This window comes from Lacipirellula sp. (assembly GCF_965279485.1).
Lineage (GTDB): Bacteria > Planctomycetota > Planctomycetia > Pirellulales > Lacipirellulaceae > Lacipirellula.
The window spans coordinates 4,751,651-4,765,534 of record NZ_CBDIIC010000002.1 but is presented as its reverse complement, the minus strand read 5'-3'; the positions used below and the strand labels follow the sequence as shown (position 1 = coordinate 4,765,534).

Below are 13,884 nucleotides of genomic sequence, written 5' to 3'. Positions count from 1 at the left end.
CTGGCGTTCTCCCCGCGCATCCCCAGCCGTACCGTCGCATTCCATGTCCGAGCCCGTCGTCTACCAGCCCGAGCACTTCATCAACCGCGAGTTGAGTTGGCTGGAATTCAACGCCCGCGTGCTTGAAGAGGCTCAGGATCCGTCGAACCCGCTCCTCGAGCGCGTAAAGTTCCTCTCGATCTTCAGTTCGAATCTCGACGAATTCTTCATGGTTCGCGTCGCCGGACTGCGCGAACAGGCGTTCGGCGGCGTCGCCCCGCAAGACGTCGCGGCCGACGGCTTCGACGCGCTGCTACAATTGCAACGCATTTGGCAGCGGACCCGCGAGCTCGTCGAGCAGCAATACCGCTGCTGGAACAAGGCGATCCTCCCGGCCCTCGCCGAGCAGCAAATCCTGCTGCTCAAAGAGTGCGACTTCGACAAATCACAGCGCAAGATCGTCGACGAGTTTTTCCGCCAGCGGGCGTTCCCGATCCTCACGCCGATGGCGATCGATCCCAGCCATCCGAGCCCGCGGTTCCACAACCGCGGCCTCTACCTCGCTGCGCTCTTGCAGCGAACGAGCGGCCTGGGGCCCGCGGAACTCTTCGCCGTGGTCCAACTGCCGCAGGTGCTGCCGCGCTTCATCGACGTCGGCGGCCCGCACGAAAGCAAACTGGTCCTGCTCGAAGACATCATCGCCTGCAAATTGTCGGAACTCTTCGGCGGCTACGAAAGCGCCCACCACGCAACGTTCCGGCTCACGCGCGACATGGACGTCGACATGCTCGAGCAAGAGTCCGACGACATGTTGCGGACGATCGAATCACGGCTTCGCGCTCGTCAACACTCCGAAGCCGTTCGCCTCGAAGTCCATAAGGAAATGAGTCGCGACCTGCTCGAAACGCTCATCGGCGAAGAACAACTTCAGGAGAACTACTTCGTCGAAGGCGAAAAGTACTCCGAGGTTTATCGCGTTGACGGCATGCTCGACATGACGGCGCTCAACGAACTGGCCCGGTTGCCTGGCAAAGATGCCCTGCGCGACGCACCGTTCACGCCACGGCAACCGCTCGGGATGCGCCGCGGCGACAACATCTTCGCCGAAATCGCCGACCGCGACGTACTGCTCCACCATCCCTTCGACTCGTTCGATCCGGTGGTCGATTTCATCCAGAGCGCCGCGGAAGATCCCCACGTTCTGGCCATCAAGCAGACGCTCTACCGCACCAGCGGCGACAGCCCGATCGTCAAATCGCTCATCCAAGCGGCTGAAAACGGCAAGCACGTCACCGCGCTCGTCGAGCTTAAGGCCCGCTTCGACGAGGCGAACAACATCAGCTGGTCGCGGCAGATGGAGCGTGCCGGCGTCCACGTCGTGTACGGCTTCATGGACCTGAAGACCCACTGCAAGCTCGCGATGGTCGTGCGGCAAGAAGGGACGAAGGTCCGCCGCTACTGCCACCTGGGCACCGGCAACTACAATCCGTCGACCGCTCGCCTGTACACCGACACGGCGTTGTTCACGTCGAACAAGCTCGTCGCCGACGATTGCACCGCGCTCTTCAATTTCCTGACCGGCTACTCGCAAGGTCACGAGTGGAAAAAGCTGGTGATCGCGCCCACCGATCTGCACCGCCGCACGATTGAGTTGATCGACGAGCAAGCCGCCCGCGCTCGCGAAGGTAAGAACGCACGCATCTTTGCGAAGCTCAATTCGCTCGTCGACGGCGAAACCATCGAAGCGTTGTATCAGGCGAGCCAAGCCGGCGTGCCGATCGACCTAGTCATCCGCGGCATCTGCTGCTTGCGACCGGGGCTGCCCGGCATCTCCGACAACATCCGCGTCCGCAGCATCGTCGACCGCTTCCTCGAGCATAGCCGAATCATGGTTTTCGGCGATGCCGGTAAGGAACACATTTACTTCAGCAGCGCCGACTGGATGCCGCGCAACTTCGAGCGTCGCGTCGAAGTGATGTTCCCGATCGAAGCGCCCGAGCTCAAACGCCGCGTCTGCGAAGAGATCATTCCCGCGTATCTTCGCGACAACACGCGCGCTCGCGTCCTGATGCCTGACGGCACGTACGTTCGCGCCGCCGCCTGGCACGACGAACCAGAACACCGCGCGCAGCGAGAATTACTCGCAGCCAGCAGCGGCGTCCAACTTCCGAAGCTGGCAACGCCGCCTGCCGCCACGGAGACCGACGCCTCCGGCAAGTCGAAGAACGCCAGCCAGAAGTCGAAACAAGGGGCGTAGCACTAAGCAGGCAGTACTGGGCAGCGGCTACCCAGCACTGCCCGCACGGCTAGAATGAGCATTCCCGTTACCGCACTCTCGCCCGTCGCCACGCGCACCCGCTCCGTCGAAACACATGGCTGAAGATTACTACGCAACGCTTGGAGTCGCTCGCGCCGCCTCGGCCGAGGAGATCAAGAAGGCGTACCGCAAGCTCGCGCGCGAGAATCATCCCGATCTCCATCCCGATGATCCGAAGGCGAAGGAAAAGTTCCAACAGGTTCAGAACGCCTTTGACGTGCTGAACGACCCTAAGAAGCGCGAGATGTACGACCGCTACGGGAGCGCCTACGAGTCGATGGGCGCCGGCGGTCCGAATCCTCGCTCCTGGCCGGGCGGCGGCGGAGGAGGCGGTCGCGGCGGACAAGATTCGTACGAAGTCAACTTCGAAGATCTGTTCGGCGGCGGCGGGGCAGGGGGAGGGGGCGGCGGTGGCTTTGCAGACCTCTTCAAGCAGTTCGGTAATCGCGGCGGCGGAGGCGGTCGACGACGCCCCGTCCCCGAATCAGGCGCCGACCTCGAACATGAACTCGCGATTCCTTTCGCCAGCGCCGTCCTCGGCGGCGAAGCGCAAATCGCCGTCCAACGCGGCGACGGCCGCCAGGAAACCATCCACGTCAAGATTCCCGCCGGCATCGAGGACGGCAAAAAGATCCGTCTTCGCGGCCAAGGCGAACCAGGCGCCAATGGCGGCCAGCCGGGCGACATCCTCATTCGCGTCGTCAGCGCGCCGCACCCGCAGTTTCGCCGCAACGGTAAGCGGCTCGAAATCACCGTGCCGATCACGTTGGCCGAAGCGATCGGCGGCGGCAAGATCGACGTCCCCACGCCCCACGGTACGATTACGCTCACCGTGCCTCCCGGCACATCCAGCGGCAAGCGTCTGCGGGTGAAAGGGCAGGGGGTCAAAGCAGGATCGGGCGAGCCTGGCGACCTCTTCGCTGAATTACAGATCGTGATGCCGAAAGATCTCACCGACGAAGAGCGGCAACAGTTGGTGGAGATCGCCGAACGGCACAACGAGAATCCGCGCACGGAGCTCCGTTGGTGATCGGCGCGGCAACCAACGTGACGGCGTGCTATTGTCTGGCGCTGGCCGAGGCCGCGGCCCCGCCGCAAAAGCTCTCGCCCCCCGCCAGCGCTGCCGTGCTGATGGCCCTCTTGGGAATCGCGCTCCTCGGCATGCTACTGGTGGTAATCATCCTGCTCGGCGGCAACTGGGTCCGCAAACAGGGCAAGTACCGCCGCGGGCCGTCTGTTCCTCCCGATCGATTGCCGCTCCGCCGCGGCGGCGACGCCGAGCCAATCGTCCCCGACTCGACGATCACCGGCTCGCAAGCATCCGTCGACACAGTGAAGGCGCCGCCGATCAATCGCGACGAAACGATCAGCTAAGTGAGCGACTTTTCCTTCCACCGTTCGCGACGACTGCTGAAAAAGGCGGAGTTCGACCGCGTCTTTGCGCGACGCCGCTCGCAAGGCGACGGGATGCTAATTCTCTACGCCTGCGAGAATGAACTCGATTATCCTCGCATCGGACTGGTCGTCTCGCGAAAGGCCGGTAACGCCGTCGTTCGCAATCGTTGGAAACGTTGCCTCCGTGAGGCGTTTCGCCTGTCGCAGCACGAACTCCCCGCCGGAATCGACTTGGTGGCCCTGCCGCGCGCGGGAGCCGAGCCGACGATGCCCCGCGTCCAGCAATCGCTCCGTACGCTCGCCCAGCGCCTCGCCCGCCAGCTTCGCTAGCACTGTCGCATGCGCCGCTTTTGGAAACATCTCGTCGCGACGCCCAGCTATCTGATGATCGCTGCCGTCCGCGGCTACCAATGGGGCATCAGTCCGTTCCTCGGCCCCCTCTGCCGGTTTGAACCGACCTGCAGTCAGTACTTCATCGAATCCGTGCGGAAGTATGGCGCAATCCGCGGCAGTTGGCGGGGATTGCGGCGAATAGGTCGCTGCCACCCCTGGGGAGGAAGCGGCTACGACCCGCCGTAAACGCTAGGCGACATTCGCCCTAGCCCCGGGCTCCACCCGGAGGTTGGCGTGAAGCAGGGGCGACGCACCACCACATGGTGCGCGACCCCCGGGCGGAGCCCGTGGCTAGATGCTAGCTCGCTCTCTGTCGGTCAGCGCCCCTCTAGCTCTTGACCCTTTTCGCCAGCGTTCGTACCCTCCGCGGCCTCTCGGTGTCGCAACCGGGCTGCGCGCAAGGATGTGCGCAGCAAGCTAGTCGGAGCTCTGTTCATGTCGAATCACAATCGCCGCGGCCAATCTATCTCCCGACGAGCGGTGCTGCGGGCAGCAGCCCTCTGCGTCGTTTCGCCGCTGGCAACCGGCTGCATGGGTCCGATTTTTCGCCCGCAGAGCCCCGACGCCGCCCTCTCGACGATTGAAGACGGCGCCCTCGACGGCACGCAACTCGTTAGCGCCGTGGCCCACCCGTACGGCATGACTTTCGTCAAAGTTGAGAACGTCGCCCTCGTCACCGGCCTGGCGGGGACCGGCGAAGACCCCGCTCCGTCGCCGCAGCGGGCCGCGCTGCTAGCCGAACTGAATCGCCGGGAAATTGCTAGTCCCAACGAAGTGATCAGCTCCCCGAACACCGCGCTCGTTCTCGTCCGCGGCTACCTGCGTCCAGGCATTCAAGCCGGCGATCACTTCGACATCGAGGTCCGTACGCCATCGCGAAGCGACACCACCAGCCTGCGGGGCGGGTGGTTGATGGAGACGCAACTCAGCGAAGTCGCCGTTCTCGGCGGTGCGCTCCGCAACGGCCACGACATCGCCGTTTGCCAGGGAGCCATCTTGGTCGACCCGTCGGCCGACATCCAAAACAACCCCGCTCTGATGATCCAAGGGCGCGTGTTGAACGGCGGCGTCGCGACGAAGTCACGTCAGCTCGGTCTGATCCTCGACCACTCGCACCAGTCGATCCGACTCAGCCAAATGACGGCCAAAGCCGTCAGCGAGCGTTTCCACACGTACGTCGACGGCCGGCGTCAGGGCGTCGCGACGCCCCAGACCGACGAGTACATCGAACTGCTCATTCACCCCCGCTATAAGAATAATATCGGCCGTTACATGCGCGTGGTGCGTAGCATTGCCATCCGCGAATCGGCCAAGCAACGGCTCGATCGCCTCAAGCTGCTCGACGGTCAATTGCTCGATCCCGTCACCTCGGAAACAGCCGCTCTGCGTTTGGAAGCAATTGGCGGCCCCGATGCAATTGAGATTCTCAAGAAGGGCGCTCTCGCCAGCGACTCTGAAGTTCGCTTCTACGCCGCCGAAGCACTGGCGTATCTCGACGTCACCGAAGCGGTCGAGCCGCTTGCCAGGGCGGCGACCGATGAGCCCGCGTACCGCGTTGCCGCTTTCTCGGCCCTTGGCACCATGGAAGATGGAGCTTCGTCGGAGGCGTTGGCTAAGCTCCTCGGAGTGAAGAGCGCTGAAACCCGGTACGGCGCCTTCCGTGCGCTGTCGACAATGGCAGTGGTCGATCCTCGCGTGCGAGGAGAAAGCTTGAACGGAAAATTCAGATACCATCGACTCGACGTCGGCGGACCGCCCATGGTTCACGCCACCAACAGCCATCGCCCCGAGGTTGTTTTGTTCGGGCTCGAGCACCAATTCAAGTTGCCGCTCGTGCTCGACGCCGGCCCGCGAATCCTCGTTAACGGCCTCAAGGGCGACAAGATCACCGTGAGCCGCTTCGGGCCGAACAACCCGACCGAGCAGCGCATCGTCTCGACGAACGTGGACGAAGTGATTCGTGCCGTCATCGACCTTGGCGGCGATTACCCCGACATCGTCCAGATGCTGCGCAAGGCCAAAGAAACCGGCGCTCTGCCCAGCCGCTACTGCGAGAATGCTCTGCCGGAGCTGGGACGCACGCCCGATCGCACCGATTCGAAGTCGGATTCGAAGTCCGATTCGAAAGAGGGAGCCAATCTGGTCGCCAGCGGCGGCTAACGAGCAATCCGCTTCAACGACGGCCATACGCACATCCGCTTCCTCCGGCCACGATGCCCCCAGGGTCGCACGACGACAAGCCCTTGGAATTGACGCCTCGCCCCCCGATTCTCGCCCAACGCGACTAGTCGATTCCAAGCCATGCTTTCCGCCCTCGAACTCAACGGTTTTAAGAGCTTCGCGGAGCGAACCAGGTTCGAATTCCCGGCCGGCATTACCGTCGTCGTCGGGCCAAACGGCTCGGGCAAGTCGAACGTCGTCGACTCGATCAAGTGGGTCCTCGGCGCCCAAAGCGTGAAAGCCCTTCGCGGCAAAGAGATGACCGACGTCATCTTCAGCGGCTCGCGCTCCCGTCGCGCGGCCAACGCTGCCGAAGCCTCGCTCATCTTCGACAATCGCGCCGGCATCTTCGATCACGACGCCGCCGAAATCCAAATCACCCGCCGCGTCTACCGCAGCGGCGAAGGCGAATACCTCATCAACCGACAGCCTTGCCGGCTGCGCGACATCCGCGACCTGCTGGCCGACGTCGGCATGTCGAACGGCGCCTACAGCATCATCGAGCAGGGCAAGGTCGACGCGGTTCTGCAATCGTCGCCGAAAGAACGCCGCCTGATCTTCGAAGAAGCCGCTGGCGTCAGCCGCTTCCGCATCAAACGCGAAGAAGCCGCCCGTCGCCTCGAAAAGGTCCAGCAAAACCTCCTCCGCCTCGCCGACATCGTCGAAGAGCTCGAATCGCGGCTCAAAACCGTCCGCTCGCAAGCCGGCCGCGCGCAGAAGTACTCCGAAGTCTCCAAGCGGCTGCAGCTGCTCCGCACGCACGTCGGCCTCGAGGATTGGCGCAAGCTCACGACGCGCATCGACGCGTTACGCTCGGCGGCCGGCGCCGAGGAAACCGACGTCAGCGGCATGGAGCGCGAACTCGCTGAATGCGACGCTCGCGTCGCCGAGGTTGACCGCCAGAACGACGAGTTGCAGCAAGGTTACCGTGAGACGGCGGTCGCGGAATCGGCCGTTCGCGAGCGTCTCGCTCAGTGCGAATCGACACGCAGCAGCCATCTCGCCCGCGTCGACGAGTTGGAACTCGAAACGCAACGCCTCGGCCAACAGCTCCTCGTCCTGACCACCCGCGCCGGCGACGCCCAACAACTCGTCGCCGAAACGGCCGCCGAGCTCGCAGCCTCGCAAACGCAGTTCGACGCCGGCGCCAGCGTTATCGCCGGCCGACAGCAAGAACTCGCCATCGCGGAAACCGAGCTTGCTAGCATCGCCGCGCAAGCCACTCAGACGCAGTCGCAACTGCAACAGGCCGAGCGCGAACTCGCTCAGGTGCAGAACGACGAGCAACTCCTCGAAGCGAAGCTCCAGACGGCCGAGGGTTCGCTCGGACGCTTCGACGACGAGCTGGCGCCGCTGGCCGCGTCGCGCGAGCGCTTGCTCGGCGAACAGAAACGCGCGGCCGCCGGGCTCGCGACGCTCGCGGCCGAACTCGAACAGGCGACGCAGCTTTACCAACGCGCTCAGTCGGAACTTGCCGCCGATCGCACGAAAATCGCCGCGCTCCACAAGCTGGTGGCCGATCTCGAAGGCCGCCTCACGGGCGCCCGCGAGCGGACGGTCGTCCTCGAAGAGCTCGAACGCCGTCTCGAAGGGCTTACCTCCGGCGCCAAAGAAGTCCTCCGCCAAGCTCAAGCCGACCCCGATGGGCCGTTCCGCAGCGTCCGGGGCGTCGTCGCCGACTTGCTTCACGTCGACGCCGACTCGGCGCCACTCATCGAAATCGCCCTCGGCGAACGGGCCAACTACCTCGTCGTTACCGAAACCAAGTCGCTCGCCTCGGCCCTTGCTGGCGAACCCGGCAGCTGGCCCGGCCGCACGAGCTTTTTGCGACTCGATGTTCCCTCGCCTGCGAGCGCGGTCGATCGCATCGACCTCGCCGACGAGCCTGGCGTCATGGGCCGCGCCGACATGTTCGTCGACGCCGACGAAGAGTTACAGCCGATGGTCCGCCGCCTGCTCGGCCGCCACTGGCTCGTCGACACGCTCGCCACAGCGATTCGTCTGGCGAACGGGCAGGGCAGGGGACTCAACTTTATCACCGCCTCGGGCGAAGCCGTGCTAGCCGACGGCACGCTCACCGTCGGCCCGCGCCAGAACATCGCCGGCCTCCTTTCCCGTCGCAGCGAGTTGCGGGCCCTTCGCGAGCAGATCGAGGAAATGGAGCGGGCCGCCGCCGATGCTCAGCGCGATCGCGAAGAGCTCGAACGCCGCATCTCAACCACCGAAGCCGGCCTGCAACGGCTCGCCTCGCGCCAGACCGCTGCTAGCGACGCCCACAATGAGGCGAGACTGCAAGCAGCCTCGGTGACCGACAAGCTCGACCAGCTGGACGGCCGCATGGCCGCGATCGCCGCCGCCCGTGAAGCCGCCGCCGCTCAGTTGCAAGAACTCGCGCAACATCGCAACGGCTCGCTCGACCGCGCGGAAGAACTACGGCAGCGCATCGCAGCGGCCCACGCTGCCAGCACCGGTGCAGTCGAACGTCAGGCCGAACTCGAAACCGCCGTTGAACAACTCCGCCACGCGGTCACCGAGCAACGCGTTCAGCTAGCCCGCAGTGAGCAACGCCTGGAAGGCCTGCAGCGGCAGATGGAGCAACTTCGGCGCGATCACGCCGAACGAGACACGCTGCTCGAGGAAACGCGTACGCGAGCCGCTGAGTGCCAATCGCAGCGTGCCCGCTTGCAGCAACTCGTGCTCGACCTAGCCGCTGAAAGCACCGAGCTTGTCACTCGCAAGGACGAGTTCAGCGCCAAACTCGCCGAACTCGACGCCGCTCGCCAAGGCCGCCAAGGCATCCGCACCGCCGCCGTCGCCGCCGCCGACACCATCCGCGAGCAGCTCCTCTCACGGCAGCGTCGCCTGCAAACCGCCCAGCTTGAACTCCAACAACTCGTACAGCAACGCTCGGCCACTTCTGAACGCCTGCGTGAGGATTACCAACTCGACCTGGCGACGCTCGCTGCCGAGCAACGGACGAGCGACCAACCGCTGGAAGGCATCCCGACCGATCGCGCCGCGATTGAAGTCGAGATCCGCGACTTGAAGAACCGCCTGCAAGCCGTCGGCCCCGTGAACGTCGAAGCCCTCGCCGAGCTCGAAGGCCTCGAAAGTCGCTACGGCACGCTTGCCGCCCAATACGAAGACTTGCAGTCGGCCAAGGCACGGCTCGAACAGATTGTCCAGCAAATCAACGGCGAGAGCCGGCAGCTCTTCACCGAGTCGGTCGACAACATCCGCCGCCACTTCCAAGAGATCTTCCGCGGCCTATTCGCCGGCGGCGAGGCAGACATCATTTTGGAAGACGACGCCAGCGGCGACGTGCTCGAAGCGGGTATCTCGATCATCGCCCGTCCGCCGGGCAAGCAACCGCGCAACATCTCGCTGCTATCAGGCGGCGAGCGGACGCTCACCTGCGTCGCCCTACTGCTAGCGATCTTCCGCAGCCGCCCCAGCCCGTTCTGCGTCCTCGACGAAGTCGACGCCGCGCTCGACGAAGCAAACATCGATCGCTTTGTCGAAGTCCTCAAGCAGTTCATGCAAACGACGCAGTTCATCGTCATCACGCATTCCAAGCGGACGATGACCTGTTCCGACACCCTGTACGGGGTAACAATGCAAGAGTCGGGCGTGTCGAAGCGGGTGTCAGTGCGATTCGAAGACGTCAGCGAAGATGGCCACATCGCCCCGTCCGCACTGAAAGCCGCGTAGTTGCGCACGCGCGGCAAGAACTTCTCGCAATCGCCCCGCATGGCGACAGGATCGTTCTAACCGTCGCAATCCGCTCGCACGGACCACTTTCCGCCTCCGGATTGGGCGGATCAACCGTCGAGAACGTTGCAACGGTTGAAAGTTTCTAAAGTCGACCCCCCTCTCGACTCGAAATAAGTAGCGGATGGAGTTCCCTCCACCAGCGCTTCCCCTTCATCGAGGGGGCGGCAACGCTGGCCCAGGGATTCCATTGAAGGGGGGAGCCTGCCTGACACTGCACGCCGCTTTGGTGCCGCGTTGCGCCCTTGATTGGAAGGGCCGCTGCGCGCCGTCTGGAGCTTCCCCTGCGCAACGACCCCGTTGCAAACTGCGAGCCTACCGGCCGCGCATTTGCTCGTGGGAAAAAGCGATTGTAAGGGTTGGATGGACTGACTGCGAAGTTCTCCAATTTAACGACTTTCGCCAATCTCCGAGTGCTTGCACTGCCGAATAGCGTACATGACAGCAGAGGATCAGAAGGACCTGAACCGAAGCCGCATGCAATTTTTTGATTCCGTGCCCCGACCCAGGCGAAAAGCAACGCGCCGCTCGACCCAGAAGAGCAGCGTTTAGGGAGAGTTAACGCTGTAACGCGTTGCCATTGCCAGGGGCCGACCAGGTCGCACGCTCGTTGGGAGCGTGGGCCCAGAGTGAGCGTTCACGCAAGTCAATTTTGGAGTACCCGTGATGAAGGTCTTTACTACTGGTCAGGTCGCTAAGATCTGTAAGGTGGCCCCGCGCACGGTCAGCAAGTGGTTTGATTCGGGTCGACTCAAGGGCTACCGCATCCCCGGTTCGCAAGACCGTCGGATCCCCCGCGAGTACCTGATCCGGTTCCTCAAGGAGCACGGCATGCCGCTGGGCGACCTAGAGGACGAGGCGATGGCCAAAGTGCTCATCGTCGCGCAGGACCAAGTGCTGATCGAGAACCTCAAGCGCGAGCTACCTCTCGAACGTTCCTTCCGCACCAGCACCGCCGCCAGCGGATTCGAAGCCGGCATCCAAGCCGAAAGCTTCCACCCCGACTGCATCGTGGTCGATTTCTCGATCGGCCAAGTTGAAGCCCTGCAGATTTGTCAAAATCTGCGTCGCTCCAGCGACTTCGCTGAGACGATCCTGATCGCCCTGCTGCCAGACGATGGCGCGACGGCGAGCTTCGATCGCTCGAGCATCAACGAAACGTTCAAGAAGCCGTTCGACGCCGCCCTGCTGGCCGAACGTCTCCGGACGCTGGTTGGCGCCAAGAAAGAGTTGGTCTAAGCCTGAACTCCGCTAGACTTGCGTTCGAACGATGGAGGCGCCGTGACGCCCCAAACGTCCGGCCCGAGCGAATAACCCGTGGCGCTCGTGAATGCTCGCGGATTCAGATAACTAAAGGGGCTTGTTGAAAGATTCAACGAGCTGCTGCGGCGCGGATCTCCCGTCTTCGCCGTAGCGTCCCCGCTCAAAAGGTCCCGTCGACTTCGGTCGGCGGGGCCTTTTTTTTGTTGCGCTGCGCAACTGGTGCAGGAGCCTTCTGGCGCTGACGGCTTTCTGCTGGATAGACGACTCCCGGGTGGCAAAAGGCTCCTGCCCCCCTTCACCGTCTCCCCTTTCAAAAGAAGCCACGCCCCACGAGAAGCGATAATTATTTATTGACAAACGATAAATCTACCGATAGGATTGATGACGTGAAGGCCGCGCGGCAACGCCTCGCCGCGGCTTCTTCTTACCCCGGGCGCACGGTTTCCCTCTCTTCGAACGTCCCTGAAGGTGCACCGTCATGAAACGCAGCTCCATCTTCATTCTGCAAGCTGCCGTCGTCGTCCTCGGCCTCGCCGTCCTCGCCTTCTTGCTCGGCGAGCCCCACCTCGAAGGTCGCAACGCCCACGCCACGCCCTTTGAGGTCTACTTCAAAGACCCGCTGTTGGCGTACGTCTACCTCGCGTCGGTTCCGTTCTTTGTCGCGCTCTACCAGGCCTTCAAGGTGCTGGGGTACGCCGGCCAGAACCAAGCCTTCTCGCCCGCAGCCGTTCACGCCTTACGCACGATTAAGTACTGCGCGATCGCCATGATCGGGTTCACCCTGTTCAGCTTCGTGTTCGTAGCCTTTGCAGAGGGCGACGACGGCCCGCCGGGCGTCATGATGCGGCTGCTGGTAATCTTCCCCACAATCGTCGTCGCCGCCGCGGCCGCGATGTTCGAACGGGTTCTGCAAAACGCCGTCGATATCAAATCAGAAAACGACTTCACGGTGTAATGAAAGCGGTCATGGCCATCATCATCAACATCGACGTCATGCTGGCGCGGCGGAAAATGAGCGTCACCGAGCTTGCCGAACGGGTCGGCATCACGATGGCCAACATTTCGGTCCTGAAAAACGGCAAGGCGAAAGCGATCCGCTTCTCCACGCTCGAAGCCATCTGCAAAGCGCTCGAGTGCCAGCCCGGCGATATTCTGGAATACGAAGACGACTCGGCGCCGCTGTTAGCCCCGGGCTCCGCCCGGGGGTAGGTCGCCATTTCAGTAGGCGTCGCCGTACTTGGTGCTACCCCCGGGCGGAGCCCGGGGCTAAAACGCCAGCGCATCAAAAAAGCGAGGGCCAAGCAATGCTCAGCCCTCGCTTCTGTATTTAGTAATGTTAACGGCAATCGCCGAAGTTACTTCTTCAGCGAACGACGAACCATCAGCCCCAGCGGAGCGGCGACGGCCAGCAGGCCGAACGTGGCCGGTTCCGGCACGGGCACATTCGCCGTGGCGACGATCGTCCCGTAGAACGTCGTCATGCCGAAGAAGTGCGACTCACTGAACTGGACAGGAACGGTCAACGTCAGCAAGTTGCCAGTCCGCACGAGCGAGCCAGTGCCGGCGTAATCGGTCGTCGGATTGATCACGATCCCGGCGCCCGCCAGATTCGTGAGCGGCCCGTTCGGCGACGTCGATCCGTAGCTGAGGTAAATAATCCCCGATTTGAACGCCGGCGTGCTGCCCGCCTCATCGAAGAGACCCGCAGTCAGCGGCTTCGGAGCGCTGTCAGCGAGCGAAATTTGCAAATTGCGAATCGCCGAATTCGAAGCGGCGGGACCGCCGATCGAACTGAGGTTCGTCGTGGTGCCGTAGTTCGCGAAGACGCTCGAGTTGACATACGCCGGCACCGTTTCCGCACGGCTCGAATCGGCCGGCAACGGGAAGTTAAGTCCCGGGCTCCAGTTGCCGCTGATACCAGCGACGAGCTGCGTCGTCGGCAGCAACTGAATGGTCGAGGTCGTGACGTCGGCGACGACAATGCCCGAGTACTTGGTCGACCAAGCGCCCGCCCCTTGGGGCTGCGTCGGAGCCGATCCGGGAGAGAAGCCGGCGGCGGGAGTGATGCTGAGCGAGCTCAGGCTATCGACGACGTTGAACGTAATGGGCGCTGCAGAGGCAGCGTTGCCCAGAAGGCATACGGCGGCGAGAAGCGCCGTACAGCGAGTTGTGATTTTCACGAGACTGACCTGGGTGGGGGTGAAACTTCGAAGACGATAACTCTAGCGGCGTGAGCCGCACCGCGATATGGACAGATTACTCGGCTGCGAAAAGCGTCGCCAGCTGATTTGCCGGTAAAAGCAGGCTATTTCGTCGCTTACACGATCTCATCACGCCGCACGAATACGATGCGCTTACTTACTGACGGCGCGGTGTCGAAAACCACGACAAGACATGTCGCACGCTGCGACACGCACTTTGTACCTAGCTGATCCCCAACTAAGCGATGGCATGTTCGACGAGTCGGCGCGATTCGCTCTCGCGACAAACCGCGTATCGATTCGAGCGCGTTCCGCAGCATGTTTAGGTAGACTCAAATTCGTTCG

At 63.1% G+C, this 13,884-nt stretch carries 11 protein-coding genes; 10 read left to right on the top strand and 1 reads right to left on the bottom strand.

What is annotated here, in order from left to right:
* The first annotated feature begins 43 nt into the window (after positions 1–43).
* The 10 genes from ppk1 (at position 44) to ACQY7R_RS26530 (ending at position 12,547) form a co-directional block, all read left to right on the top strand.
* Positions 44–2,236, top strand: coding sequence for a polyphosphate kinase 1 (ppk1, locus tag ACQY7R_RS26575; protein WP_428308565.1), 2,193 nt, complete (start codon positions 44–46; stop codon positions 2,234–2,236).
* Positions 2,237–2,351: 115 nt separating this feature from the next.
* On the top strand, positions 2,352–3,326 hold the full coding sequence (locus tag ACQY7R_RS26570; protein ID WP_428308564.1) for a DnaJ C-terminal domain-containing protein: 975 nt from the start codon (positions 2,352–2,354) through the stop codon (positions 3,324–3,326).
* A complete protein-coding gene (locus tag ACQY7R_RS26565) occupies positions 3,323–3,670 on the top strand; it encodes a hypothetical protein (protein WP_428308563.1) in 348 nt (115 codons plus the stop codon). The genes ACQY7R_RS26570 and ACQY7R_RS26565 overlap by 4 nt, the downstream gene beginning before the upstream one ends.
* Positions 3,671–4,021 (top strand): ribonuclease P protein component, encoded by a 351-nt coding sequence (gene rnpA, locus ACQY7R_RS26560; protein ID WP_428308562.1) that lies wholly within the window; start codon positions 3,671–3,673, stop codon positions 4,019–4,021.
* A gap of 9 nt (positions 4,022–4,030) precedes the next feature.
* Positions 4,031–4,270: a membrane protein insertion efficiency factor YidD gene (yidD, locus tag ACQY7R_RS26555; protein ID WP_428308561.1), complete on the top strand. Its 240-nt coding sequence runs from the start codon at positions 4,031–4,033 to the stop codon at positions 4,268–4,270.
* Positions 4,271–4,519: 249 nt separating this feature from the next.
* Positions 4,520–6,244 (top strand): flagellar basal body P-ring protein FlgI, encoded by a 1,725-nt coding sequence (locus tag ACQY7R_RS26550; protein ID WP_428308560.1) that lies wholly within the window; start codon positions 4,520–4,522, stop codon positions 6,242–6,244.
* 141 nt (positions 6,245–6,385) lie between these two features.
* The gene (gene smc, locus ACQY7R_RS26545; RefSeq protein WP_428308559.1) at positions 6,386–10,015 is read left to right on the top strand and encodes a chromosome segregation protein SMC; all 3,630 of its coding nucleotides are present in this window, start codon (positions 6,386–6,388) and stop codon (positions 10,013–10,015) included.
* Positions 10,016–10,741: 726 nt separating this feature from the next.
* Positions 10,742–11,314, top strand: a complete 573-nt coding sequence (locus tag ACQY7R_RS26540) for a helix-turn-helix domain-containing protein (protein WP_152097760.1) — start codon at positions 10,742–10,744, stop codon at positions 11,312–11,314.
* A 502-nt stretch (positions 11,315–11,816) separates the two neighbouring features.
* The gene (locus ACQY7R_RS26535) at positions 11,817–12,293 is read left to right on the top strand and encodes a DUF2975 domain-containing protein (protein WP_428308558.1); all 477 of its coding nucleotides are present in this window, start codon (positions 11,817–11,819) and stop codon (positions 12,291–12,293) included.
* 11 nt (positions 12,294–12,304) lie between these two features.
* Complete coding sequence (locus tag ACQY7R_RS26530) at positions 12,305–12,547, top strand: helix-turn-helix domain-containing protein (RefSeq protein ID WP_428308557.1); 243 nt, start codon at positions 12,305–12,307, stop codon at positions 12,545–12,547.
* Positions 12,548–12,693: 146 nt separating this feature from the next.
* Here the strand turns inward: ACQY7R_RS26530 and ACQY7R_RS26525 are convergent, their stop codons facing one another.
* The gene (locus tag ACQY7R_RS26525) at positions 12,694–13,518 is read right to left on the bottom strand and encodes a hypothetical protein (RefSeq protein WP_428308556.1); all 825 of its coding nucleotides are present in this window, start codon (positions 13,516–13,518) and stop codon (positions 12,694–12,696) included.
* Positions 13,519–13,884: the final 366 nt, after the last annotated feature.